At 52.4% G+C, this 25,402-nt stretch carries 25 protein-coding genes and 2 tRNA genes; 16 read left to right on the top strand and 11 right to left on the bottom strand.

Annotated elements, in window-relative coordinates:
* Positions 1 to 2: 2 nt before the first annotated feature.
* Positions 3 to 290 carry an HTH-type transcriptional regulator gene (locus tag HED65_RS13285; RefSeq protein ID WP_114978922.1) on the bottom strand — a complete coding sequence of 96 codons (288 nt, stop codon included), beginning with the start codon at positions 288 to 290 and terminating at the stop codon, positions 3 to 5.
* 329 nt (positions 291 to 619) lie between these two features.
* On the opposite strand from HED65_RS13285, the gene HED65_RS13280 reads away from it, so the two are divergent.
* Entirely contained in the window at positions 620 to 1,330 is a 711-nt protein-coding gene (locus HED65_RS13280; RefSeq protein ID WP_114978921.1) for a DUF3053 domain-containing protein, read from the top strand.
* Between the two features lie 246 nt (positions 1,331 to 1,576).
* Positions 1,577 to 1,789 carry a transcription antiterminator/RNA stability regulator CspE gene (gene cspE, locus HED65_RS13275; RefSeq protein WP_003860775.1) on the top strand — a complete coding sequence of 71 codons (213 nt, stop codon included), beginning with the start codon at positions 1,577 to 1,579 and terminating at the stop codon, positions 1,787 to 1,789.
* Here the strand turns inward: cspE and HED65_RS13270 are convergent.
* Positions 1,752 to 2,141 carry a hypothetical protein gene (locus HED65_RS13270; RefSeq protein WP_168112398.1) on the bottom strand — a complete coding sequence of 130 codons (390 nt, stop codon included), beginning with the start codon at positions 2,139 to 2,141 and terminating at the stop codon, positions 1,752 to 1,754. The two genes, cspE and HED65_RS13270, sit on opposite strands and share 38 nt — an antisense overlap.
* Before the next feature lie 17 nt (positions 2,142 to 2,158).
* On the opposite strand from HED65_RS13270, the gene HED65_RS13265 reads away from it, so the two are divergent.
* Genes HED65_RS13265 through tssD form a run of 3 tightly spaced genes read left to right on the top strand, consistent with a single transcriptional unit; the run spans position 2,159 to position 3,431 of the window.
* Positions 2,159 to 2,608, top strand: a complete 450-nt coding sequence (locus tag HED65_RS13265) for an STM2901 family protein (RefSeq protein WP_114978920.1) — start codon at positions 2,159 to 2,161, stop codon at positions 2,606 to 2,608.
* Positions 2,602 to 2,928: a DUF1493 family protein gene (locus HED65_RS13260; RefSeq protein WP_114978919.1), complete on the top strand. Its 327-nt coding sequence runs from the start codon at positions 2,602 to 2,604 to the stop codon at positions 2,926 to 2,928. Before HED65_RS13265 ends, HED65_RS13260 begins: the two co-directional genes overlap by 7 nt.
* A 17-nt stretch (positions 2,929 to 2,945) precedes the next feature.
* The gene (tssD, locus tag HED65_RS13255; protein ID WP_114978918.1) at positions 2,946 to 3,431 is read left to right on the top strand and encodes a type VI secretion system tube protein TssD; all 486 of its coding nucleotides are present in this window, start codon (positions 2,946 to 2,948) and stop codon (positions 3,429 to 3,431) included.
* Positions 3,432 to 3,853: 422 nt separating this feature from the next.
* On the opposite strand, the gene ghrB is transcribed toward tssD, so the two are convergent.
* From ghrB to HED65_RS13220, 6 genes are all read right to left on the bottom strand, one after another.
* Positions 3,854 to 4,828, bottom strand: coding sequence for a glyoxylate/hydroxypyruvate reductase GhrB (gene ghrB / locus HED65_RS13245; protein WP_114978917.1), 975 nt, complete (start codon positions 4,826 to 4,828; stop codon positions 3,854 to 3,856).
* A 26-nt stretch (positions 4,829 to 4,854) separates the two neighbouring features.
* On the bottom strand, positions 4,855 to 6,135 hold the full coding sequence (locus tag HED65_RS13240) for an MFS transporter (RefSeq protein WP_028018263.1): 1,281 nt from the start codon (positions 6,133 to 6,135) through the stop codon (positions 4,855 to 4,857).
* Positions 6,136 to 6,216: 81 nt separating this feature from the next.
* Positions 6,217 to 7,155, bottom strand: a complete 939-nt coding sequence (locus tag HED65_RS13235; RefSeq protein ID WP_114978916.1) for a sugar kinase — start codon at positions 7,153 to 7,155, stop codon at positions 6,217 to 6,219.
* Between the two features lie 3 nt (positions 7,156 to 7,158).
* Positions 7,159 to 7,908: a sugar phosphate isomerase/epimerase family protein gene (locus tag HED65_RS13230; RefSeq protein ID WP_114978915.1), complete on the bottom strand. Its 750-nt coding sequence runs from the start codon at positions 7,906 to 7,908 to the stop codon at positions 7,159 to 7,161.
* A 103-nt stretch (positions 7,909 to 8,011) separates the two neighbouring features.
* Positions 8,012 to 9,028 carry a LacI family DNA-binding transcriptional regulator gene (locus HED65_RS13225; protein WP_114978914.1) on the bottom strand — a complete coding sequence of 339 codons (1,017 nt, stop codon included), beginning with the start codon at positions 9,026 to 9,028 and terminating at the stop codon, positions 8,012 to 8,014.
* Between the two features lie 109 nt (positions 9,029 to 9,137).
* Positions 9,138 to 9,800 (bottom strand): OmpA family lipoprotein, encoded by a 663-nt coding sequence (locus HED65_RS13220; protein ID WP_114978913.1) that lies wholly within the window; start codon positions 9,798 to 9,800, stop codon positions 9,138 to 9,140.
* Between the two features lie 211 nt (positions 9,801 to 10,011).
* Between HED65_RS13220 and HED65_RS13215 the strand changes: the two genes are divergently transcribed.
* Positions 10,012 to 12,291: a molybdopterin guanine dinucleotide-containing S/N-oxide reductase gene (locus HED65_RS13215; protein WP_262983621.1), complete on the top strand. Its 2,280-nt coding sequence runs from the start codon at positions 10,012 to 10,014 to the stop codon at positions 12,289 to 12,291.
* Here the strand turns inward: HED65_RS13215 and HED65_RS13210 are convergent.
* Together HED65_RS13210 and tag are read right to left on the bottom strand one after the other, a co-directional pair.
* A complete protein-coding gene (locus HED65_RS13210; protein ID WP_114978911.1) occupies positions 12,254 to 12,700 on the bottom strand; it encodes an N-acetyltransferase in 447 nt (148 codons plus the stop codon). The two genes, HED65_RS13215 and HED65_RS13210, sit on opposite strands and share 38 nt — an antisense overlap.
* Entirely contained in the window at positions 12,678 to 13,259 is a 582-nt protein-coding gene (gene tag, locus HED65_RS13205) for a DNA-3-methyladenine glycosylase I (RefSeq protein WP_114978910.1), read from the bottom strand. The genes HED65_RS13210 and tag overlap by 23 nt, the downstream gene beginning before the upstream one ends.
* A 162-nt stretch (positions 13,260 to 13,421) precedes the next feature.
* On the opposite strand from tag, the gene HED65_RS13200 reads away from it, so the two are divergent.
* From HED65_RS13200 to dppF, 9 genes are all read left to right on the top strand, one after another.
* A complete protein-coding gene (locus HED65_RS13200; RefSeq protein ID WP_114978909.1) occupies positions 13,422 to 14,120 on the top strand; it encodes an autotransporter domain-containing protein in 699 nt (232 codons plus the stop codon).
* A gap of 238 nt (positions 14,121 to 14,358) precedes the next feature.
* A complete protein-coding gene (locus HED65_RS13195; protein WP_114978908.1) occupies positions 14,359 to 15,561 on the top strand; it encodes an L-lactate MFS transporter in 1,203 nt (400 codons plus the stop codon).
* 260 nt (positions 15,562 to 15,821) lie between these two features.
* A complete protein-coding gene (gene eptB / locus HED65_RS13190; RefSeq protein ID WP_114978907.1) occupies positions 15,822 to 17,513 on the top strand; it encodes a kdo(2)-lipid A phosphoethanolamine 7''-transferase in 1,692 nt (563 codons plus the stop codon).
* Between the two features lie 91 nt (positions 17,514 to 17,604).
* Positions 17,605 to 17,681, top strand: a tRNA-Pro gene (locus HED65_RS13185).
* A 621-nt stretch (positions 17,682 to 18,302) separates the two neighbouring features.
* Positions 18,303 to 19,910: a dipeptide ABC transporter periplasmic-binding protein DppA gene (gene dppA, locus HED65_RS13180; protein ID WP_114978905.1), complete on the top strand. Its 1,608-nt coding sequence runs from the start codon at positions 18,303 to 18,305 to the stop codon at positions 19,908 to 19,910.
* Positions 19,911 to 20,071: 161 nt separating this feature from the next.
* Complete coding sequence (dppB, locus tag HED65_RS13175) at positions 20,072 to 21,091, top strand: dipeptide ABC transporter permease DppB (RefSeq protein ID WP_114978904.1); 1,020 nt, start codon at positions 20,072 to 20,074, stop codon at positions 21,089 to 21,091.
* Positions 21,092 to 21,100: 9 nt separating this feature from the next.
* Positions 21,101 to 22,003 (top strand): dipeptide ABC transporter permease DppC, encoded by a 903-nt coding sequence (gene dppC, locus HED65_RS13170; RefSeq protein WP_114978903.1) that lies wholly within the window; start codon positions 21,101 to 21,103, stop codon positions 22,001 to 22,003.
* Positions 22,004 to 22,013: 10 nt separating this feature from the next.
* Positions 22,014 to 22,997: a dipeptide ABC transporter ATP-binding protein gene (dppD, locus tag HED65_RS13165; protein WP_114978902.1), complete on the top strand. Its 984-nt coding sequence runs from the start codon at positions 22,014 to 22,016 to the stop codon at positions 22,995 to 22,997.
* Positions 22,994 to 24,007 (top strand): dipeptide ABC transporter ATP-binding subunit DppF, encoded by a 1,014-nt coding sequence (gene dppF / locus HED65_RS13160; RefSeq protein ID WP_114978901.1) that lies wholly within the window; start codon positions 22,994 to 22,996, stop codon positions 24,005 to 24,007. The genes dppD and dppF overlap by 4 nt, the downstream gene beginning before the upstream one ends.
* Before the next feature lie 43 nt (positions 24,008 to 24,050).
* On the opposite strand, the gene coaA is transcribed toward dppF, so the two are convergent.
* Positions 24,051 to 25,001 carry a type I pantothenate kinase gene (coaA, locus tag HED65_RS13155; protein WP_114978900.1) on the bottom strand — a complete coding sequence of 317 codons (951 nt, stop codon included), beginning with the start codon at positions 24,999 to 25,001 and terminating at the stop codon, positions 24,051 to 24,053.
* Positions 25,002 to 25,318: 317 nt separating this feature from the next.
* Here coaA and HED65_RS13150 point away from each other — a divergent pair.
* Positions 25,319 to 25,394: transfer RNA gene (locus tag HED65_RS13150), tRNA-Thr, on the top strand.
* Positions 25,395 to 25,402: the final 8 nt, after the last annotated feature.

Genomic DNA, 25,402 nt, shown 5'->3' with positions numbered 1-25,402 from the left:
TATTACGCTATCTGTTTGCTGAATGCAGGGTTGGCCTGAATCAGGCGCATCAGCTTTAACTCGGTTGGTGTGGGTTTTTCACGTTTTGACTCCCACTCCTGAACCATAGCCACGCTGACACCCATTGCTCTGGCGAATTCTTCGGTTTTCAGCCCTGTCCCTTTGCGCAATTGCTCATATTCTGTAAAGGGATTGGACTTTTGTTGCAGGGTAATCGTCTGCGGTACATCTTTAAAAATAATCTGTTCCAGACTGCTCAGCAGCTCAAACTCAGGATCTTTATATTCCATTGAGAACTCCTCTTAAATCACACATCGGGATCAAGAACATCAGAGAGCCAATTAAGGATAGTCCCTAATACAAACGAGGGATCGTCATGGTTGTGATTAATCGTGCGGAAAGATCGCTTTACCCGTCTCAACGATATGGATAGTTATGCTAATTACCTGATTACTCATATGTCGGCGTCGTCAGGTATTTTTTGTAAAGGGTAAGAAATAAATCGGCAATAGCCGTTTTGTATGAAAAGAGTATCTTGCAAGGCTGACCTGGACTATCCTTGTCAGCGTCGGGCACGCGTGTGCCGGTGTGCGCTTTTTTGGGTGAAAGGAGTAATAAAATGGCGACAGGAAAGTCCTGCTCTCGCTGGTTTGCGCCTATTGCGGCGTTGTTGATGGTTGTTAGCCTGAGTGGGTGTTTTGATAAAGAAGGCGATCAGCGCAAAGCGTTTATCGATTTTCTGCAGAATACAGTGATGCGCAGCGGCGAGCGGTTGCCGACGCTGACTGCGGATCAGAAAAAACAGTTTGGTCCCTTCGTGTCCGATTACGCCATTCTTTATGGTTATTCACAGCAGGTGAGCCAGGCGATGGATTCCGGTATTCGTCCGGTGGTGGATAGCGTGAACGCCATCCGCGTGCCACAGGATTATATGACCCAGCGCGAACCGCTGCGTCAGTCCAACGGTGCACTCGGCGTGCTGAGCCAGCAACTGCAGAATGCGAAAATGCAGGCTGATGCGTCACGTTCAGCGCTGAAGCAGGGCGACGATCTCAAACCTGTTTTCGACAAAGTGTATGAGAAAGTGGTGACGAAACCTTCTGAAGCGTTGCAGCCGTTGATTCCGGCCGCACAAATTTTCACGCAGCAGTTGGTACAGGTGGGTGACTTCATCTCCCAGCAGGATACGCAGGTGAGCTTTGTCGCCAACGGTATTCAGTTCCCGACCTCGCAGCAGGCAAGTCAGTACAATACGCTGATTGGGCCGCTGGCCTCCCAGCATCAGGCCTTTAGTCAGGCGTGGACTGCAGCGGTCACCGCCACAGAATAAACTGAAAAACCCCGCCTCAGGCGGGGTTTTTTTATTCCTGATTAAAATAACGCTTGTCATTCCTCTGGCACATCGGTATAACTGTTCGCGTCGGTTTGTTACACAGACCTAAAGCAGTTTAGTAAAGCAGTCCAGATTGTTATCCATAGATACCCTTCGTAGTGACCCTTCCTTCATCGCTTAAAAATCTGTAACGCAATCCATCAAGCCGGAAGGCACAATATATTTGTTAATAAGGTAATTTCTATGTCTGCTAAAATGACTGGTCTGGTAAAATGGTTCAACGCTGATAAAGGTTTCGGCTTCATCACTCCTGACGATGGCTCTAAAGACGTGTTCGTACACTTCTCTGCTATCCAGAACGATGGCTACAAATCTCTGGACGAAGGTCAGAAAGTGTCCTTCACCATCGAAAGCGGCGCTAAAGGCCCAGCAGCTGGTAACGTTGTAAGCCTGTAAGCTTCCAACCCAGTAGCAAAGAATTTAAAAACCCGCCTTCTGGCGGGTTTTTGCTTTTTGCGTTAGCTGAGCAGTTCATTGCTTCCTTCGTCTGGTTCTCTCTTAAATATTCCGGTACAGGTTCCGTCAGTTCCGTGAGGCCGGTTTTGTGTTTGAAGGGAACGGTAAATAACGGGTGAATTGAGGTTGGGATCGTAGCCATAGTGGCAGCCTCCCGTAATCTATCTGAGTTTGTTGATTCAACCTTATAGTTCATGGTCGACAGCCATTCTTTTGATTTTAAGTGCTTTCCTGTAAAACACGCTTCCTCTTTTTTGTCACGCATTGTACGATTAGTGATCAGTACATGCATGAAAAACAGGGTTACTGATGGATACAGTAGAAGAGCTAAATGGAACTTATTTTTATCATGGAGTATGCAATATATCAGCAGGTGAATTATTTTTCTGGATATTACTAGATAAGGTTAATGACCAGTTTGGAGGAATTAAAGATATTGTGTCTATGAGCTGTATCATTCTAGGTCTACCACTATTAAAAACCAGGGGTAAACCATATGGAACTACAGCAGGTACTTCTATAGCTTCAAAATATCTACGCCAACTTCTTAATGTTGAATTACCTGTAAGACTTCCTACCCTTACAAAAGCGAGTATAACAACACTAAAACCTAAATATGTAACTAACCTGGGTGCTTTTGTAGGACGTGGTTTGCCTGTCGTTGGTTGGGTTATAGTAGCGAGTGATATCAGTCAGATAGTTTATAAAACTGTTCGTGATTATAACACTATTGCGCATGAGAAAGATCGTATATGGTAAGTGAGCAAGAAGTCTTAGAGTTTTTCCGTAATGAATTACCTGTAGTGGGTACATTCACAGGGAAACTAATTCCTTTAGAGTTAGATGATATCTTACAAGATTATGCTGCTGATGATGATTTAATTTATTGTATAGATAAATACGATACTGTATTTAATGTCGATATTTCAGTAATGAATTATCAGAAATACTATCCGTGGTTTCGAACCTGGTTCTTTAGAAAATGGTTTACGAATAAACCAGTAAAGCAAATTTCTAAACCTCTAACTGTAAGAATGTTTGCTGAATCGGCTAAAGCCGGGAAATGGTTATATGAGTAATAGCAAGGAGCATCAAAATGGCTGTACCAGTACATTTAATTTTAAAAGATGATGGAGGATCTCAGATCATGGGTTCCTGTGATGTTCAGGGGCGAGATGGCAGTATAGAGCTAAGAAGCCTACAGCATAGTTTAAGAATCCCTACTGATCATTTAACAGGAAAAGTTACAGGAACACGTCAGCATTATCCGTTTAACTTTACTAAAGAGCTTGATAGTTCCTCTCCGTACTTATTTAAAGCCGCTGCTACCGGTCAAACACTGCAAAGTGCTGAATTTAAATTCTATAGAATCAATTATAGTGGTCAGGAGGAAGAATATTACACAATCACATTAGAAGGAGTAAAAGTGGTTAGTGTTAGTCCAGTTATGCATGATACACGCAATGTAACAGGTACGGGGCATATGGAAGATGTTGCTTTAAGCTATGAAAAAATCACTCATCTCTATAAAGATGGTAATATATTGCATTCTGATGCCTGGAATGAAAAGAAACAAGCATAGCAAAATGAACACCAGTCTGCATAAAAATACTAAGGGGCGTTTAGCCCCTTAGTCATACAGCCAACGCCTGGCTTTGACCGATTCAATAACCATTTAAAACGTTGGCAGTTTATATTTCCTGTCAAAAAATTTTTTTCTTATCCTGAATCGAAACCAAAAAGCTCTGGTCCAAAGTAACGGTTCCTAACAATGTTGCTGCACTCAATTCTATACCGAGTGAAAATATCAGGTAGCATATCCTCAAGATCTTCTGATGAGAGATTGAAATGTACCTGGAAGGTACATTCTTTATTTTCTGGACATTTACGGTCACTGTAATACTCAGTGATATAATCTAAAAATTCTTGCTCATCAGATAGCAACATTTGAAGTATGTCCACGCAATACGATCTTTCGGTCGTACTATAAAGTTGTGCTTGTTTCTACTGTTGTACCTGCGGGTTGACGCAGTTTAACTCCACTTTTCCGCTGAGTGCGGCGATCAGGTTATCTACCGCCGTGGCCGCCATATTGTAGCGCGTCTCATGGGTGGCTGAGCCGATGTGGGGCAGGGCAACTACGTTAGGCAGCGAAAGCAGTGGAGAATCCACCGGCAGCGGTTCCTGTTCAAATACATCCAGGCCTGCGGCATGGATCTCGCCGTTTTGCAGGGCTTCAATCAGCGCCTTCTCATCCACCACCGGGCCACGACCCGCGTTGATGAAAATGGCTGATTTCTTCATCCTCGCGAATTCATCTTTGCCAATCAGATGATGCGTTTCTTCCGACAGCGGCAGGATCAGGCAAACGTAATCGGCTTCCTGTAGCAGAGTACCCAGCTCGCAATAGCGTGCGTTAAAGCGCTCTTCAGCTTCAGTGTGATGACGGCGCGCGTTGTACAGAATCGGCATGTTAAAACCAAAATGCGCGCGCTGCGCCAGTGCCAGCCCGATACGCCCCATACCAACAATACCCAGCGTTTTGCCGTGAACATCCACACCGAACCAGTCCGGACCAATGCTCTTTGTCCATTCGCCCGCTTTGACGCGCTCAGCCACTTCCACCACGCGTCGGGCGGTGCTCAGTATGAGCGCCATCAGCGTGTCGGCCACGGTTTCTGTCAGGGCATGTGGCGTGTGCATCAGCAGGATCTTGCGGGCGTTAAGGGCATCCACATCGAAGTTGTCATAACCCACTGAAACGGTAGAGGTAGCACGAAGCTTCGGCATTTTTTCCAGCAGGGTGACATCCACTTTTTCGCTTGAACCCAGCAGACCTTCAGCGCTGGCGAACGCTTCGGCGTGCTGTGCCACGGTCTCGGGGCTCAGGTTCTTCACCTGCGTGACGGTGAAGTGTTCTTCAAGACGTTTCCGCAGATCTTCCGGCAGGGCTTTATACAAAATGACGGACGGCTTCATGCTAATCTCCGTTGATTTTTAAGGATTCAGGCGTGGCGTGCGCCGACGGGGTGTTGTTGATTGTTAGCAGGCTTAACAATCAGAGTAAGCCACACGGAGGCGAAAAGCGCTACCCCCATAAAGATGTACGATGCTGATGGACTGCCGGTGGCACCATTCAGGTATCCGACAAACCAGGAGCCGCAGAACGAACCCAGCGCGCCCATACTGTTAATCAGCGCCATTGCGCCACCCGCCACATTACGCGGTAGCATTTCCGGGATGATGGCAAAGAACGGACCGTACGGGGCGTACATGGCGGCACCGGCAATGACCAACAGGGCGTAAGAGGCCCAGAAGTGATTCGCACCTACAGCCCAGGAGCCAATGAAAGCAAAGGCAGCAATCAGCAGCAGTGGCCAGACAAACAGCTTGCGGTTCTGCAGCTTGTCCGACGCCCAGGACGCGACGATCATGGCAATGGTCGCCGCCAGATACGGTACAGAAGAAAGCCAGCCCACTTCTACCATGCCGAGGTTCTCGCCTCCGCTGCGGATAATCGACGGCAGCCACAGCACAAAGCCGTACACGCCGATGCTCCAGGTAAAATACTGTGCACAAAGCAGGATCACGTTACGGGAGCGGAAGGCTTCGCCGTAGTTACGTACAGCCTTCAGACCTTGTTGCTCTTTATCCAGCTGCGCCTGCAGCGCCGCTTTTTCGTCTTCGGAAAGCCACTTCGCCTGCGCAGGTTTATCTTTCACCAGCACCCACCAACAGAAGGCCCAGATAACCGCGGGTACCCCTTCGATGATAAACATTTCGCGCCAGCCGAAGGACTGGATCAGGTAGCCGGAAACCACCGACATCCACAGTACCGTGACCGGGTTACCGAGGATCAGGAACGTGTTCGCCCGCGAGCGCTCTGATTTGGTAAACCAGTTGCTGATGTAGATCAGCATCGCCGGCATGACTGCTGCCTCAACGACGCCGAGAATAAAGCGAATAGCGGCCAGGGCTGGAATATTGTTCACCACGCCGGTCAGTGACGCGCAGGCACCCCACAGGATCAGGCAGATAAAGATCAGCTTACGCACGCTGCGGCGTTCGGCATAGATAGCGCCGGGGATCTGGAAGAAGAAATAACCCAGGAAGAAAAGAGCACCCAGCAGGGAGGAGATACCTTTGGTGATCCCGAGGTCTTCGGTGATCCCCGCCGCGGACGCGAAACTGAAGTTGGCACGATCAAGGTACGCCAGGCTATACGTGATAAACACGATTGGCATGATGTACCACCAGCGTTTTACTGCATTGGTCGAACTGTTCATAGGCTTGCCTCTGTTGTTGAGGTTGTTACCGCCGTTGTCTGTAGGGTACACGGTGGTTTGTTTTGTTGGGTGAAGGTATGTTTATTCGTTAAGCTCTGCTCGGGTTGGTAATCCTTCACTGTCGCCTTGCACCTGAATAGCCAGCGAGCCTATCCTGTTGCCCCGCGCGACGGCTTGCTGCAGTGGTTTACCTTCCAGCAGAGCGCTAATGACTCCCACGGCAAAGCCATCGCCCGCGCCGACGGTGTCGACCACGTTTTCAACTTTTACCGCAGCGACCGCGCCTTGTTCACCTTCGGCGGTTTTAAACCATGCGCCATCGGCACCGGTCTTCAACACCACTGCTTTTACGCCTTTATTCAGGTAGAAGTCGGCGATGCCTTCTGGCGTGCTTTCGCCGGTGAGGATCATCCCCTCTTTCACTCCCGGCAGAACCCAGTCAGCCTGGAATGCCAGATGGTTAAGTTTCTCCACCATTTCCGCTTCACTTTTCCACAGCACCGGCCGCAGGTTAGGATCGAAAGAGATCGTTTTGCCCTGTGCCTTCATGGTAGATGCAGCATGATCCAGCAATGCGTATGAGCTGGCTGAGAGTGCTGCTGCCACACCACTCAGGTGCAGATGGCGTGCAGAGGCAAAATAGTCAGCGTGGTAATCTTCCACTGAGAGATGGCTTGCCGCCGACCCTTTGCGGAAATACTCCACAATGGGATCGGTTCCATTTTCGACTTTAGATTTAAGCTGAAAACCGGTCGCGAAGCGTCCGTCGCGCGTCACGCCTGCCGAATCAATCCCTTCTTTTTTCAGCGAATTGAGAACGAAATGACCAAAGCTATCATCCCCCACGCGGCTGACCCAGCCTACGTTCAGGCCAAGGCGTGCCAGACCGGTTGCGACGTTCAGCTCTGCGCCTGCGACGCGCTTGATAAAGTGCTCTACCGCGCTCAGCTCGCCGGTTTCAGTAGCGACAAACATCGCCATGGCCTCGCCGATCGTGATGACATCCAGCGTCTTGTGCATGGTTTACTCCTCGCGCAGCAGGTTGACGTAATGGCGGGTGACGGCGGTTAAATCCGTCCCTTCCAGCGGAAACTCGATACCCCGTGGGGCATCGGCGGGCAGCTGGCAGAGCAGATCCATCCAGCGTGCATCGGCACGATCCGGTGCCACAGCGCGGAAATTATCCTTATGGGGTACGGCGGCTTTAACGTGAATGTAGCTCACGGCAGGGGCCAGATGACGGGCGGCTTCTTCAGGGGAATCGCCGACCCATAGCCAGTTACCCATATCGAAGGTCAGTGTCACGGGAAGTGCCATCTCCCGGCAGGCAGCTTTAAAGCGCTGCATTGGCGCAAGCTGGCCGCAGTCGGTCTGGTCGTTTTCAACCACCAGCGCCATGCCGCTTTTATTCAGCAGGTTCCGCAGGGCTTCAAGCGGCTGGGTGTCGCTGAAATACCCGAGGGAAACTTTCAGCCACAGCGCATTCAGGGTGCTGGCCTCGGAGAGATAGCGGGGCAGGTCCGGGTTTAGGGTGCCGTCGGGCATAAACAGGGCGGCGGGGGCGGAGTAACACGCCAGCAGGCCCAACAGTTCAATAGATTCACCCAGCGCAGGCAGGGACAGTAACTCTTCGCTGTTGAACAGCTCGCGGCGGATCTCCACGCCGTCGGCACCTGCCCCCGCAATCACGGGAAGCATTGCCCGTTGTCCGCCTGCCTGTCGCACCTGTTCCGCGCCGTACGCGGCGGTGACCACCATGATTTTCCTGCCCATCTTCGGACTCCATCGCAACATATCAATGTTATTACGCTAGATGGAACCGGTTCCAAAGAAAAGATCAGGATGTCGAAATTATGATCGGTATCACAAGGGAAAATTAACGCGCGGTGGAGCCGCGAACGATCAGCTCGCCAGAGAAGACCTGCTCGCGTACGGTATCACTGATGCCTTCAATACGACGAACCACTTGTTCTACAGCAGCATAGCCAATCTGCCAGGTGGGTTGTTTGAGGGTGGTAATGCCGACGCCCGCCAGTTCTGCCCACTCCAGTTCATCGAACCCCAGCAGACCGATATCGCTGCCCCAGTGCAGGCCAATGCGCTTGAGCGAGCGGGCGACTTGCAGCGTCAGAGCCCCGTTGGCGGAAATGACGGCTTTGCGCATCCCACGATGCCGGGTGTGGAACTGGCGCAGGGTATTGTCGAGTCGATCGGCTTCGTGTAGTGGGGTTTCGGCATTTTCGGCAATCACGCCAGGATAACGTTCCAAAGTGGCGCGAAATGCGCTCAGACGCTCGCGACGCGTGTTAACCATCCCCAGTGGTTCACTCAGAAACAGAATGGCTTCGAAACCCTGTTCGATCAGATGCTCGGTAGCGGTGGTGGCGGCCTGGGTGTTATCCAGTCCGACGACATCGCAGGCGAATTCAGGAATTTTACGGTCAATCAGGACCATAGGCAGGGACGATTGTTGAAGGCGGTTTAGACCTTCTTCACGCATACCCACGGCGTTAACCACAATCCCTTCCACCTGGTAGCTACGCAGCAGATCGAGATAATGCAGCTCCTGGTCGACTTCGTTGTTGGTGTTACAGACCAGTGGCGTAAAACCTTTCTCGCGACAGGCGGCTTCAATACCGCTCAGCACGTTTACGGAGTAGGGGTTGGTGATATCGGCGATGATAAGCCCAATAAGACGGGTACGTCCCCGTTTGAGCCCGCGTGCCATGATACTGGGGCGGTAATCGAGATCGGCAATGGCCTGTTCAATACGAGCCAGCAGCGCATCGGACAACAGGTGCTTTTCGCCGTTGAGATAGCGCGAAATGCTGGTTTTACCGGTTTTGGCGGCTTTCGCCACGTCGCTGATGGTGGCCCGGGCTGGTTTGCTCATCGCTGATTTCCCTGAATTTAGTGAGAATACCTTAGCGGGAAAATCAACGATGGCAAGTGGTTCATGCCCTCACTTCGACCCTCTCCCACGGGGAGAGGGGGAAATGCGATTACTGCACAGGGCTTAACGTAATCTCAACGCGGCGGTTTTGCGCTTTGCCTTCCGCCGTGCTGTTGCTGGCGATAGGGTTGGCAGGACCCATTCCGCTGGTGCGGATGCGGTTCGCTTCAACGCCCTGAGTGATCAGCGAGCTGGCCACGGAATCGGCACGCTGTTGAGACAGACGCATGTTCAGATCCTGGCTACCGGTGCTGTCGGTGTAGCCAATCACGTTCACGGCGGTCTTGTTATACTCTTTCAGTACCATTGCCACACCTGTCAGGGTGTTCGCACCCGCAGGTTTCAGCGTCGCGCTGCTGCTGTCGAAGGTAACATTGTTCGGCATGTTCAGAATGATGTTGTCGCCACTACGCGTCACACTCACGCCGGTTCCCTTCATTTTGTCGCGCAGTTTCGCTTCCTGCACGTCCATGTAATAACCGACACCACCGCCCAATGCTGCTCCCGCTGCTGCACCAATCAGTGCGCCTTTACCACGGTCTTTCTTGGAGGAGGAGAGGGCGCCAACGCCAGCCCCTACCAGCGAGCCGATACCCGCACCGATGCCGGATTTACCCGCTTCGCTTTCACCGGTGTAAGGGTTAGTTGTGCAGCCAGAAACAGCCAGTGCACCGCTCACCAGAGCGGCAATAACGAGTACGTGTTTTTTCATCTTATTTCCTTAATCCTTTTTATTCTTTGCCACGGCGAGCGTGGCAGTTGATTATGACGTCCAGATACGGAGAAAATTCCGGGTATTACTCTGAAATTTGTGACAAACCATAAACTGCCTCAACCAGAAGGCGGTAAACCTGCACGCAACCAGGAGCGCACGCTTGAGCACCTCAACGAAAACCATTCTGACCGCCGCCCACTGGGGGCCGATGCTGGTCGAAACCGATGGCGAAAATGTTCTGTCCTCCCGCGGGGCACTGCCAACCCAACATCCCAACTCGTTACAGACTGCCGTTCGCGATCAGGTGCATAGCAAAACGCGCGTGCGCTGGCCGATGGTGCGTAAAGGTTTTCTGGCCTCGCCGGATAAGCCTCAGGGAATGCGTGGTCAGGATGAGTTTGCGCGCGTGAGCTGGGATGAGGCGCTGGCGTTGATTCACACCCAGCATAAGCGCATCCGTGATACCTGGGGACCGTCGTCCATTTTCGCCGGGTCTTACGGCTGGCGTTCTAACGGTGTGCTGCACAAGGCCTCGACGTTGCTGCAGCGTTATATGAGCCTGGCGGGAGGCTATACCGGTCATCTTGGCGACTATTCCACCGGTGCGGCGCAGGCGATCATGCCGTACGTGGTGGGGGGAAACGAAGTTTATCAGCAACAGACCAGCTGGCCGCTGGTGCTGGAGCATACAGATGTGGTGGTGTTGTGGAGCGCTAACCCCCTCAATACGCTGAAAATTGCCTGGAATGCCTCTGACGAGCAGGGTATTGGGTACTTCGACGTGCTGCGCAAAAGCGGCAAGCGCATCATCTGTATTGACCCGATGCGCTCTGAAACCATGGATTTCTTCGGCGACAGCGCTGAGTGGATTGCCCCGCATATGGGCACCGACGTGGCGATGATGCTGGGTATCGCCCATACGCTGGTCGAAAACGGCTGGCACGATGTTGAATTCCTGACGCGTTGTACCACTGGCTTCGATAAATTCGCCGACTACCTGAAGGGCCAATCCGATGGGGTAGCGAAAACGGCAGAGTGGGCAGCAAATATTTGCGGCGTTCCTGCAGAGAAAATCCGCGAACTGGCGGCGTTATTCCATAAAAATACCACGATGTTAATGTCCGGCTGGGGAATGCAGCGCCAGCAGTTTGGCGAGCAAAAACACTGGATGCTGGTGACGCTTGCCGCAATGCTTGGGCAAATTGGCACGCCGGGCGGAGGTTTTGGTCTCTCCTATCACTTTGCGAACGGCGGTAACCCAACGCGTAAAGCGGCGGTGCTGGCGTCTCTGCAAGGCTCGGTGCAGGGCGGCGTGGATGCCGTGGATAAAATCCCGGTGGCGCGTATTGTTGAAGCCCTGGAAAACCCGGGTGGGTTTTATCAGCACAATGGTCTGGACCGTCACTTCCCGGATATTAAATTTGTCTGGTGGGCGGGCGGGTCGAACTTCACGCACCATCAGGATACCAATCGCCTGATCCGCGCCTGGCAGAAACCGGAACTGGTGGTGATCTCAGAGTGCTTCTGGACAGGCTCGGCTAAGCATGCCGACATCGTGCTGCCAGCGACAACCTCGTTTGAGCGTAACGATCTCACTATGACCGGTGACTACAGCAACCAGCATATGGTGCCAATGAAGCGTGTCGTCCCCCCGCGTGATGAAGCTCGCGATGATTTCGAGGTGTTTGCTGAACTGAGCGAGTTGTGGGAAGCAGGTGGCCGCGAGCGTTTTACCGAAGGTAAAACGGACCTGCAGTGGCTTGAGACGTTCTACCAGATAGCCAGCCAGCGCGGTGCCGCTCAGGGAGTGACACTCCCACCGTTTACTGAATTCTGGGAAGCGAACCAGATATTCGAGATGCCAGAGAGCGAACAGAACGCGCAGTTTGTCCGTTTCGGGGACTTCCGCCGCGACCCGGAGAACCACCCGCTGAAAACCGAGAGCGGAAAGATTGTCATCTACAGTGAGCGCATTGCCAGCTTTGGGTATGCCGACTGCCCACCGCACCCTACGTGGCTCGAGCCGGACGAATGGCACGGTAATGCCCAGCCGGAGCAGCTCCAGGTGTTGTCTGCCCACCCGGCACACCGCCTGCACAGCCAGCTTAACTATACCTCGCTGCGCGAACAGTATGCGGTCGCCGGGCGAGAACCGATCACGTTGAATACCCTTGATGCCCAAGCTCGTGGGATTGCAGACGGTGACGTGGTGCGCGTCTGGAACCAACGGGGGCAGGTGCTGGCCGGCGCGGTGGTCAGTGACGGGATTAAACCGGGTGTGCTGTGCATTCACCAGGGGGCATGGCCAGATCTTGAGCCAGCCGAGGGCGGTATCTGTAAAAACGGGGCGGTTAATGTGCTGACCAAAGATCTCCCCAGCTCGAAGCTGGGGAATGGTTGTGCAGGGAATACGGCACTGGCATGGGTCGAAAAGTATGAGGGACCCGAGCTTACCTTAACGGCGTTTGATCCGCCTGCCAGCTCATGATCCAGGTCGGATGTTGGGTGTCATCCTGCCAGGCGCTGTCTTCAATGCGAAAGCCCTGAGCATGGTAGAAATTCACCGCCCGGACATTTTTCTGGTACACCTCCAGGCTTAAATATGGGAAGTGCTGTTGAACATGGTTCAGCAGCGCTTGCCCGATGCCTTTCCCGATGTATGGCGGCGCGACAAACAGTGCCCCAACAAACTTAGACTGCATCACGCTGATAAATCCGCAAGGTTCGCCATCCTGTTCCCAGACCCATGTTTCAGCCGAAGGCAGGTAAACGTCCCGCACCATCGCCTCGTTCTCTTTCCAGTAACTCGCCTCGATAAACGGATGCGCTTCTGTGGTGCTTTCAAGCCATAGGCTCAGAAGTGGCGCGGTATTCTCATTTTGCCATTTGCGGATCATGACGGCCTCCCGGATGACAGAAGCAGCCGGTAACGTGGTCGTTGACCAGGCCACAGGCCTGCATAAAGGCGTAGCAGATGGTGGAGCCGACAAATTTAAAACCGCGTTTTTTCAGGGCCTTAGAGAGTGCGTCTGATTCAGGTGTCGATGCCGGGATCTCCGCCAGCGTGGCAGCGTGGGTAATTTGCGGATCGTTATTCACAAACGACCAGACAAAGTCTGAGAATGATTCGCCGTTTTGTTCCATCGCCAGCCAGGCGCGTGCATTGCCGATGATGGCCTGAATTTTACCGCGATGGCGGATGATGCCGGCATCCTGCACCAGTCGTTCCACGTCCTCATCGGTCATGGCGGCGACGGCGACAGGATCAAACTGGTGGAAGGCATTGCGGTAGTTTTCGCGTTTCTTGAGCACCGTAATCCACGATAACCCCGCCTGCTGGCCCTCCAGGCAGATCATCTCAAAGAGTTTTTTACCATCCTTCTCCGGCACGCCCCATTCCTGGTCGTGATAGTCGATATAAAGCTGATCCTGGCTTACCCAACCGCAACGTTCCATCTGTCATCTCCCTTAATGATACTGATTTCGCAAAATTTTCATCCAGACTGGCTTGACGTGTTTACTATAAAGACAATAGTTAATACAGGGCCATATGCCCTATAAGCTCTTCCTGAATAACGACAAATATCGCCGAATTCGGCTCTCTCTGGGGTCGCGTTGATGATGATAAAAAAAATCAGTGGTCGCCATGCTGCTTCTGGCCTGGTGGGAATTTCAGCCTGCCTGTTTTTTTGTAATACAGCGTCTGCCTGGCAACAGGAATATATCGTTTCAGACGCCCAAAATAATACGGCGGAACGCTATACATGGGACGCGGATCACCAACCGCGTTACGAGGATATTCTTGCTGAGCGTATTCAGACTTCACAAAATGCGCCAGGTCTTGCCCTGAATGTACCGTCTGGCAGTACGACAGAGGGGGCAATGAGCGTGGGCTGGAATTTTCCCGTTTCAGCCCAGATAACCACCGGCCCGGTGGTGGCGTGGCGTTATGACGGCACGGCCCCCATGATGGTCAATGAATTTGGTGATAGCGCGTCGACACAGTCAGTCACTGACCCGCTCTGGCATGCCAGCGTGAGCACGCTTGGCTGGCGCGTGAATACCCAGTACGGCGATCTTCGTCCCTGGGCGCAGATTAGCTATAACCAGCAGTTTGGTGAAAACCAGTGGAAATCTCAGTTTGGCATGCCACAAACGCCAGCCCCGGCGCAAAACGGGAACTGGATGGATGTCACCGTCGGTACGGATATTCCGTTTAACACGCATGTAGCGGCCTATGCGTCGCTCGCCCAGGGGGAACGCACCTCCACAGGTGAGGAATTTATGTACACCCTGGGTGTGAACGCGAATTTTTAGAGTTGTTACTTTTTTAAACGTTACGATAACATCTCAAATACAACAACCACAGGGGTTGTAGCGATAGCAGGTACTAACACACTATCACTTCATTCCCCCACAAGGTCATTCATTCCTGATTCCAGGCATTTCATTCCATTCCTCCTGCATTTCATGCCGTTTTACCCCAGGTCTTTTAAGGTTTTGTTTATCGTTGTCCTCAGCGAACTTCCTTAATTTCTCTTGCAGGACAACTGCCATGAACACATCAACTTATAACCGTACGCGCTGGCTAACGCTCTTTGGCACCATCGTCACCCAGTTTGCGCTGGGTTCGGTCTATACCTGGAGCCTGTTTAACAGTGCGCTTTCCGATAAACTCGGCGCACCTGTCAGCCAGGTTGCATTCTCTTTTGGCCTGCTGAGTCTCGGCCTGGCGCTCTCGTCTTCTGTCGCGGGCAAGCTGCAGGAGCGTTTTGGTGTTAAGCGTGTGACCATGGCCTCCGGCATTCTGCTGGGCGTGGGCTTTTTCCTGACCGCGCATTCCAACAACCTGATGATGCTGTGGTTGAGTGCTGGCGTGCTGGTGGGGCTGGCAGATGGTGCAGGCTACCTGTTGACCCTCTCGAACTGCGTGAAGTGGTTCCCGGAACGTAAAGGCCTCATCTCTGCGTTTGCCATCGGCTCTTATGGCCTGGGCAGCCTCGGTTTTAAATTTATCGATTCTCATCTGCTGGCTTCCGTCGGGCTCGAAAAAACCTTCATGATCTGGGGGGTTATCGTTCTGGTCATGATCCTCTTCGGTGCTACGCTGATGAAAGATGCGCCTCAGCAGGAGGTGAAATCCGTGAACGGTGTGGTAGAGAATGACTTCACCCTGGCGCAATCTATGCGTAAACCACAGTACTGGATGCTGGCGGTGATGTTCCTGACGGCCTGCATGAGTGGTTTGTATGTCATCGGTGTGGCGAAAGATATCGCTCAGGGAATGGTGAAACTGGATGCGGCAACGGCTGCGAATGCGGTGACTGTGATCTCCATTGCCAACCTTTCCGGGCGTCTGGTGCTGGGTATTCTGTCTGACAAGATTGCCCGTATCCGTGTGATTACGATTGGCCAGGTTGTTTCGCTGGTGGGCATGGCGGCGCTCCTGTTCGCGCCTCTGAATGAAACAACCTTCTTCGCGGCGATTGCCTGCGTCGCGTTCAACTTCGGTGGCACCATTACGGTCTTCCCGTCACTGGTGAGCGAATTCTTTGGTCTGAACAATCTCGCGAAAAACTACGGTGTTATCTATCTTGGCTTCGGGATCGGCAGTATCTGCGGTTCGCTGATTGCCTCACTGTTCGGTGGGTTCTATGTGACCTTCTGCGTGATCTTCGCCTTGCTGATCATTTCGCTGGCGCTGTCTACGACGATTCGTCAGCCGCAGCGGGAAGTCTTTAAAGAAGCGCATGCCTGATAACGAATAAAAAGGCCGGTCATCCGGCCTTTTTCTTATCGCACAATACTGTCTTTAGACGCATTTGTCGGATTCTGAGTCTGCTTTTTTGTAAATAACTGTACCGATCACACACTCTGCTGCCACTTTTTCCCTTCCCTGTGGTCTACTTACCACGCTTGTAGACGTTTCACTGAACGATCCCCTGAGCGTATGTCTAATCTGTCCACTTTTTATATTGAGGTGGGCAGCGGTACTGTCCCTTTTTCCGGGTAGATTGCATGAAATACATTAAATCGATGGCGCAACAAAAGCTCTGCTTTTTGCTGGCGTTGTACATCGGCCTGTTTATGAATGGCGCAGTGTTTTTCCGTCGGTTCGACGGATACGCGCAAGATTTTACCGTCTGGAAAGGAATTGCAGCGGTTGTCGAATTGGTCGCTGCTGTACTGGTTACCTTCTTTTTATTCCGTATTCTTACGCTGTTTGGCCGCCGTGTCTGGCGAGTGCTGGCGACATTTATCGTGCTGTGCTCGGCAGGGGCCAGCTATTACATGACCTTTATGAACGTTGTCATCGGCTACGGTATTATCGCCTCGGTGATGACCACGGACATCGATCTCTCTAAAGAAGTTGTTGGGCTGCATTTTGTACTCTGGCTGGTGGCCGTGAGTGCCTTGCCGCTGCTCCTTATCTGGAGCAACCGTTGCCGGTATACGCTGGTTCACCAGATCCGCACGCCTGGAAAACGTTTCAGAAGCGTTGCATTAGTTCTGTTGGCCGGTCTGATGGTCTGGGGTCCCATTCGTCTGCTGGAAGTGAAGCAGAAATATGATGAGCGTACCTCTGGCGTTGATCTGCCAAGCTACGGCGGTGTGGTCGCCAACTCTTATTTACCGTCTAACTGGATCTCCGCGCTGGGGCTGTACGCGTGGGCGCAGGTGGATGAGTCTTCTGATAATAAATCGTTGATTAACCCGGCGAAGAAATTCACTTATGTCGCGCCAAAAGATATCGACGATACCTATGTCGTCTTTATTATTGGGGAAACCACGCGTTGGGATCATATGGGTATTCTTGGCTATGACCGCGATACCACACCAAAAATGGCGCAGGAGAAAAACCTGATTGCCTATCGCGGTTATTCCTGTGACACCGCCACCAAGCTCTCCTTACGCTGCATGTTTGTACGCGAGGGTGGGGCGAGCGATAACCCACAACGTACCCTGAAAGAGCAAAATGTCTTCTCGGTACTGCATCAGCTTGGGTTTACGTCAGACCTCTATGCGATGCAGAGCGAGATGTGGTTCTACAGCAACACCATGGCGCAGAACATTTCTTATCGCGAGCAGATTGGTGCGGAGGCGCGTAACCGTGGTAAGCCTGTCGATGACATGCTGCTGATTGATGAGATGAAACTGTCTCTGAACGGAAATCCCGATGGTAAACATATGATCATCTTGCACACCAAGGGGTCGCACTTTAACTACACCCAGCGCTACCCGCGTAGCTTTGCCAAATGGACGCCGGAGTGCGTCGGTGTGGATAAAGACTGCTCTAAAGAGCAGTTGATCAACTCCTTCGACAACTCAGTGACCTATGTGGATCACTTTATTGATTCGGTGATTGACCAGGTCCGTGATAAGAAAGCCATTGTCTTCTATGCAGCAGACCACGGTGAATCCATCAATGAATTCGAGCACCTGCACGGTACACCACGTAAGATGGCTCCGCCGGAGCAGTTCCGCGTGCCAATGATTGTATGGATGTCTGACAAGTACCTGGAAGATCCGGAGAAAGCGAAGATGTTTGCTCAACTGAAGAAAGAGGCTGATATGAAGGTGCCGCGTCGTCATGTTGAGCTGTACGACACCATTTTAGGTTGTCTGGGTTACACCTCACCAGATGGCGGTATTAACGAAAATAACAACTGGTGCAAACTCCCTGACGGCACCTCCAAAGCCGCGCAGTAGCTCGTCTGGCGAGAATATCGCCAGTTGAATGGCTTTTTGAAAATAAGGGATTGACGGGGGCGCACCTCAGCAGTAAGATGCGCTCCGCATTCGGCGAGTAGCGCAGCTTGGTAGCGCAACTGGTTTGGGACCAGTGGGTCGGAGGTTCGAATCCTCTCTCGCCGACCACATTCTAAAAAAGGGCTAACCGCAAGGTTAGCCCTTTTTGCATTATGGCCTTAACCAGTCAGATTCCCCAAAACACCTCTTATCCCTGCTTCTCCCTGTCTGTTAACGATTTTGTGACATAATCCATTGTATTTTTTTATATATAGATTGATCTTTTTTCGCGTTGCTTATGGATAACCCCAGCATATTTCGCTGTGCGTTTTAACGTTCGTGGAATTTAGTGCTCAGATAATCACCATTTTGTAAGAAAATTTACCCAATCTGAATAAAAGTTAATCACTGGTTGTTGCAAAATATGAAGATATTTGTGCTGCAAGATAGTGAGTAGCATAAATTTCCCTGCTGAAAACTGGCATGCATAGTTTTTTTAATCTTTGTTTGCGGTTTCTCACACTCAGCGTAAATCCCCGCCACCTGTATTGACGTTTTCACATTCTGTTGACAGATTGTAGGGCATGAGGGGCATTTCAGGGACGATCTGCGCTGCAACTCAAACGCTCTTCTGAAAGGATTCTCCATCCCTTTAACGCCTTAGGGCATCACCGACCGGACCGGGTAAAAAATAAATAAAGGTCAGGCGGCGTAACACAACAAAGCAAAACATCACATTGGAGCAGAATAATGAGTATTTCCTTGAAGAAGTCAGGGATGCTGAAGCTTGGTTTGAGCCTGGTGGCGATGACCGTGGCAGCAAGCGTACAGGCAAAAACCCTGGTTTACTGTTCTGAAGGCTCGCCGGAAGGCTTTAACCCACAGCTCTTTACCTCTGGTACGACGTACGACGCAAGCTCCGTACCGATCTATAACCGTCTGGTTGAATTCAAAACCGGTACCACGGAAGTTATTCCAGGTCTGGCTGAGAAGTGGGACGTCAGCGAAGACGGCAAAACCTATACCTTCCATCTGCGCCAGGGCGTGAAGTGGCAGGACAGCAAAGAATTTAAACCAACACGCGACTTTAACGCCGATGACGTTGTGTTCTCCTTTGACCGTCAGAAAAACGCTCAGAACCCGTACCACAAAGTGTCTGGCGGCAGCTATGAATACTTCGAAGGGATGGGTCTGCCAGACTTGATCTCTGAAGTGAAAAAAGTTGACGATAAAACCGTGCAGTTCGTGCTGACTCGCCCGGAAGCACCATTCCTGGCTGACCTGGCGATGGACTTCGCGTCTATTCTGTCTAAAGAATATGCGGACAACATGCTGAAAGCCGGTACACCGGAGAAAGTCGACCTGAACCCAATCGGTACCGGTCCATTCCAGCTGCTGCAGTACCAGAAAGATTCTCGCATTCTGTACAAAGCGTTCCCGGGTTACTGGGGTACGAAACCTCAGATCGACCGTCTGGTGTTCTCCATCACGCCTGATGCGTCTGTGCGTTATGCAAAACTGCAGAAAAACGAATGCCAGGTTATGCCATACCCGAACCCGGCTGATATCGCTCGCATGAAGCAGGATAAGAATATCAATCTGCTGGAGCAGGCTGGTCTGAACGTAGGCTATCTCTCCTTTAACACCGAGAAGAAACCGTTTGATGACGTGAAAGTGCGTCAGGCGTTGACTTACGCGGTAAACAAAGAAGCGATCATCAAAGCGGTTTATCAGGGCGCGGGCGTTGCTGCCAAGAACCTGATCCCACCAACCATGTGGGGCTATAACGACGACGTTAAAGACTACTCCTACGATCCTGAGAAAGCGAAAGCGCTGCTGAAAGAAGCAGGCCAGGATAAAGGCTTTACCGTTGAACTGTGGGCGATGCCAGTACAGCGTCCGTACAACCCGAACGCACGCCGTATGGCAGAAATGGTTCAGGCTGACTGGGCTAAGATTGGCGTTCAGGCCAAGATTGTGACCTACGAGTGGGGCGAGTACCTGAAGCGCGCCAAAGCGGGTGAACACCAGGCTGTGATGATGGGCTGGACCGGTGACAACGGGGATCCGGACAACTTCTTCGCAACCCTGTTCAGCTGTGCGGCGGCAAAAGATGGCTCCAACTACTCTCGCTGGTGCTACAAGCCGTTTGAAGACCTGATTCAGCCGGCGCGTGCGACCGACGATCACAACAAACGTATCGAACTGTACAAGCAAGCTCAGGTTGTTATGCACGATCAGGCTCCGGCGCTGATTGTTGCTCACTCCACCGTGTATGAGCCAGTGCGTAAAGAAGTGAAGGGCTACGTGGTTGATCCACTGGGCAAACACCACTTCGAAAACGTATCGGTTGAATAATAAGTAGGGTGTTCTCCCTCTCCCTCCGGGAGAGGGCAGGGGTGAGGGACGTGCGTGCATCCCCTCACCCTAACCCTCTCCCGGTGGGAGAGGGAATTTACATTTGTGAGCAATACAGACGTCACGCCATTGGTCGTGCGTCATCAGAGAGAATCCGGGTTATGTTGCAGTTCATCCTCCGACGTCTGGGACTTGTTATCCCCACGTTTATCGGTATCACCCTTCTCACTTTTGCCTTCGTCCATATGATCCCCGGTGACCCGGTAATGATTATGGCGGGCGAGCGTGGTATTTCCCCTGAGCGCCATGCACAGTTGCTGGCTGAGCTTGGTCTGAACAAGCCGCTGTGGCAGCAGTACCTCAACTATATCTGGGGAGTGTTGCACGGTGATTTGGGTATTTCGCTGAAAAGCCGTCTTCCGGTGTGGGACGAGTTCGTGCCGCGTTTCAAAGCGACACTCGAACTTGGTGTCTGCGCCATGATTTTCGCCACTGCGGTGGGTATTCCTGTTGGGGTCCTGGCTGCGGTTAAACGTGGCTCCATTTTTGACCATACTGCCGTGGGCCTGGCGCTGACCGGTTACTCCATGCCTATCTTCTGGTGGGGCATGATGCTGATTATGCTGGTATCGGTGCAGCTTAACCTGACGCCGGTCTCCGGGCGCGTCAGCGATATGGTCTTCCTTGATGACTCTAATCCGTTGACCGGCTTTATGCTGATCGATACGGCCATCTGGGGTGAGCCGGGTAACTTCCTTGATGCCGTGGCCCACATGATCCTGCCTGCAATGGTGCTCGGTACTATTCCTCTGGCGGTGATTGTGCGTATGACCCGTTCATCCATGCTGGAAGTACTGGGTGAGGATTATATCCGCACCGCGCGTGCCAAAGGCCTGACGCGTATGCGTGTCATCATCGTTCATGCGCTGCGTAACGCCATGCTGCCAGTGGTGACCGTTATCGGTCTGCAGGTGGGGACGCTGCTGGCAGGTGCGATCCTGACCGAAACCATCTTCTCCTGGCCGGGCCTGGGGCGTTGGCTGATTGACGCGCTGCAACGCCGTGACTATCCGGTCGTGCAGGGCGGTGTGCTGCTGGTTGCGACGATGATTATCCTCGTTAACCTGCTGGTCGATTTGCTGTACGGCGTGGTGAACCCGCGTATTCGTCATAAGAAGTAAGGGGCCATCATGTCACAGGTTTCTGAAAATAAAGTAGTTGCTGCACCGGTTCCAATGACGCCGCTGCAGGAATTCTGGCACTACTTCAAGCGCAACAAAGGCGCGGTGGTGGGGCTGGTCTATGTCTCTATCATGATCCTGATTGCGGTTTTTGCGAACGTCCTGGCGCCGTATAACCCAGCGGATCAGTTCCGTGATGCCCTGCTGGCACCTCCTGCGTGGCAGGACGGTGGTAGCCTGGCGCACCTGTTAGGTACTGATGATGTGGGGCGCGATGTGTTGTCGCGTCTGATGTACGGTGCACGTTTGTCGCTGCTGGTCGGCTGCCTGGTGGTGGTGCTGTCCCTGATCATGGGGATAGTACTGGGTCTGGTTGCCGGTTACTTCGGTGGTATCGTTGATAACATCATCATGCGTATCGTCGATATTATGCTGGCACTGCCAAGCCTGCTGCTGGCCCTGGTGCTGGTGGCGATCTTCGGCCCGTCGATTGGCAACGCTGCGCTTGCATTGACCTTCGTGGCGCTTCCTCACTATGTGCGTTTAACGCGTGCGGCGGTGCTGGTGGAGGTACATCGCGACTACGTTACCGCTTCTCGCGTGGCGGGTGCAGGTGCGATGCGTCAGATGTTCGTCAATATATTCCCTAACTGCCTTGCGCCGCTGATCGTTCAGGCGTCGCTCGGTTTCTCTAACGCCATTCTTGATATGGCCGCTCTTGGCTTCCTGGGCATGGGTGCTCAACCGCCAACACCGGAGTGGGGCACTATGCTCTCTGACGTGTTGCAGTTCGCACAAAGCGCCTGGTGGGTTGTCACCTTCCCGGGTCTGGCAATCCTGCTGACGGTGCTGGCATTTAACCTGATGGGTGATGGTCTGCGTGATGCACTTGATCCCAAACTGAAGCAGTAAGAGGCACGAGATGGCGTTATTAAATGTAGATAAATTATCGGTGCACTTCGGCGACGAAGGTACCCCGTTTCGCGCCGTGGACCGTATCAGCTACAGCGTAAATCAGGGCGAAGTGGTTGGCATCGTAGGGGAGTCAGGTTCCGGTAAGTCAGTAAGCTCGCTGGCGATTATGGGGCTGATTGATTATCCGGGCCGCGTGATGGCGGAAAACCTGCAGTTCAACGGCCAGGATCTGAAGCGCATTTCCGAAAAACAGCGCCGCCAGTTGGTAGGCGCGGAAGTGGCGATGATTTTCCAGGACCCAATGACCAGCCTGAACCCGTGCTACACCGTCGGTTTCCAGATTATGGAAGCAATTAAGGTGCATCAGGGCGGGAATAAGAAAACCCGTCGTCAGCGGGCGATCGATCTGCTGAACCAGGTCGGTATTCCTGACCCGGCATCGCGTCTGGACGTATACCCGCACCAGCTCTCTGGCGGCATGAGCCAGCGCGTGATGATCGCAATGGCGATTGCCTGTCGGCCAAAACTGCTAATTGCGGATGAACCGACGACGGCGCTGGATGTAACCATTCAGGCGCAAATCATCGAGCTACTGCTGGAACTGCAGCAGAAAGAGAATATGGCGCTGGTGCTGATTACGCACGACCTGGCGCTGGTGGCCGAAGCGGCGCACAAAATCATCGTGATGTATGCAGGTCAGGTGGTGGAGACCGGAAGTTCGCACGATATCTTCCGCGCGCCGCGTCATCCGTATACTCAGGCTCTGCTACGTGCTCTGCCGGAGTTTGCCCAGGACAAAGCGCGGCTGGCGTCACTGCCGGGCGTCGTGCCGGGTAAATACGACCGACCACAGGGCTGTCTGCTGAATCCGCGTTGTCCGTATGCGACGGATAAATGCCGGTCAGAAGAGCCAGAGCTGAATCAGCTTGCTGACGGTCGTCAGTCGAAATGCCACTACCCACTCGATGATGCCGGGAGGCCAACACTATGAGTACGCAACAGGCCACCACGCAACAACCGCTGTTGCAGGCTATCGACCTGAAAAAACACTACCCGGTGAAAAAGGGGTTGTTTGCCCCTGAGCGCCTGGTCAAAGCGCTGGATGGCGTCTCCTTTACCCTCGAACGCGGTAAAACGCTGGCGGTAGTCGGGGAGTCGGGCTGCGGTAAATCGACGCTGGGCCGTCTGCTGACGATGATTGAAACGCCAACCGGTGGTGAGCTTTACTATCAGGGGCAGGATCTGCTCAAGCACGATCCGCAGGCACAGAAACTGCGTCGACAGAAAATCCAGATTGTGTTCCAGAACCCGTACGGTTCATTGAACCCGCGCAAGAAAGTAGGACAGATTCTGGAAGAGCCACTGCTGATTAACAGTAATCTCAGCAAGGAGCAGCGTCGGGAAAAAGCGCTGGCGATGATGGCGAAAGTCGGCCTGAAAACCGAGCATTACGATCGCTACCCGCATATGTTCTCTGGCGGTCAGCGCCAGCGTATCGCTATTGCTCGTGGTCTGATGCTCGACCCGGATGTGGTGATTGCCGATGAACCGGTTTCGGCACTCGATGTTTCCGTCCGCGCGCAGGTGCTGAACCTGATGATGGACTTGCAGCAGGAACTGGGGCTCTCTTACGTGTTCATCTCGCACGACCTTTCAGTGGTGGAGCACATTGCTGATGAAGTGATGGTGATGTATCTGGGGCGTTGCGTGGAGAAGGGGACGAAAGATCAGATCTTTAACAATCCTCGTCACCCATATACCCAGGCGCTGCTGTCCGCGACGCCGCGTCTGAACCCGGATGAACGTCGTGAGCGCATTAAGCTGACGGGTGAGTTACCAAGCCCGCTGAATCCGCCTCCGGGATGTGCATTCAACGCCCGCTGTAGTCGCCGCTTTGGTCCTTGCACCCAGTTGCAGCCGCAACTGAAGGATTATGGTGGTCAACTGGTCGCCTGCTTTGCGGTCGATCAGGATGAAAATGGCGAAAAGCCACATGCTTAAAACAAAAAACCGGCGTTAAGCCGGTTTTTTTATCTCTGCTTTATTATTTCCGTAAGCGAATTTGGTCGACAGCGTGCTTCTCGCTCTTGGTGAGGATTAAGCTCGCGCGCTCACGCGTTGGCAGGATGTTCTCTTTCAGGTTCACGTAGTTGATCTCATTCCACAACCCTCTTGCCACATTAACCGCTTCTTCTTCAGAAAGCTGGGCGTAGTGATGGAAATAGGAGTCCGGATCAGTGAATGCACCCTCACGGAACTTCAGGAAGCGGTTGATATACCAGTTCTGGAGTAAATCTTCCGGCGCATCAACATAAATAGAGAAATCGACAAAATCGGAGACAAACACATGATGCGGGTCGTGAGGATAGTCCATTCCACTTTGCAGAACGTTCAGCCCTTCCAGAATCAGGATATCCGGCTGGACCACCGTTTTATCTCCGTCCGGGATGCGATCGTAGATCAGGTGTGAATAGACCGGCGCAGTCACGTGAGGCACGCCCGATTTCAGGTCAGAGACAAATTTCACCAGACGGTGCATATCATAAGAGAGCGGGAAGCCCTTCTTCTTCATCAGCCCGCGTTCTTTTAGTACTTCGTTCGGATGCAGGAAGCCATCGGTGGTAATCAACTCCACGCTACGGTGTTCCGGCCAGCGGCTCAGCAGCGCCTGCAGGACACGTGCGGTAGTGCTTTTACCTACGGCCACGCTGCCTGCAATGCTAATGATATAAGGAATGCGTTGACCATTCGTCCCGAGGAACTGCTCCAGTACCGCCTGACGGCGCAGGTTGGAGCTTATATAGAAGTTAAGCAAGCGAGAGAGGGGGAGATAAATTTCCGCGACCTCTTCCAGGGACAGGTCTTCGTTTATCCCTTTTAACCGTGCGATTTCACCTTCCGTCAGCGTCATAGGGACGGAATCACGCAGGGCAGCCCACTGGCTGCGGTTAAAGTGAAGATAAGGTGTCATTAACGTTTGCTCTTTTTTGCTCATAAGCATGCTTCAGTGAGCCAGCACAATACTGCCGGATCATGGCTCATCACACAGTTAATTTTGGACAATGGGCAGGAGGTTAACACCAGATGACAGGAATAATAAGAAAAAAGATGGAAAGCGCTGCGTTACGCGTAAGCCGTCACGCTACGGTGTATACCGTACAAATCAGCGTGATATGTTGAATATTTGACCGTGAATGACTACTTTTACAGCGTTCAGCACGCTGTTCGCATAAAATGTGAGCGAAAGAACGTTTTATGCAAATTTTTAGTTGCATGACTGCGCAGGTATCCATAGAATGCGCGCTACTTGATGCCGACTTAGCTCAGTAGGTAGAGCAACTGACTTGTAATCAGTAGGTCACCAGTTCGATTCCGGTAGTCGGCACCATCAAGTCC

Source organism: Pantoea sp. LS15, assembly GCF_012241585.1.
Taxonomy (GTDB): Bacteria; Pseudomonadota; Gammaproteobacteria; order Enterobacterales; family Enterobacteriaceae; genus Enterobacter.
The sequence above is the reverse complement of the archived record's forward strand: the minus strand, read 5'-3'. Positions and strand labels throughout refer to the sequence as shown.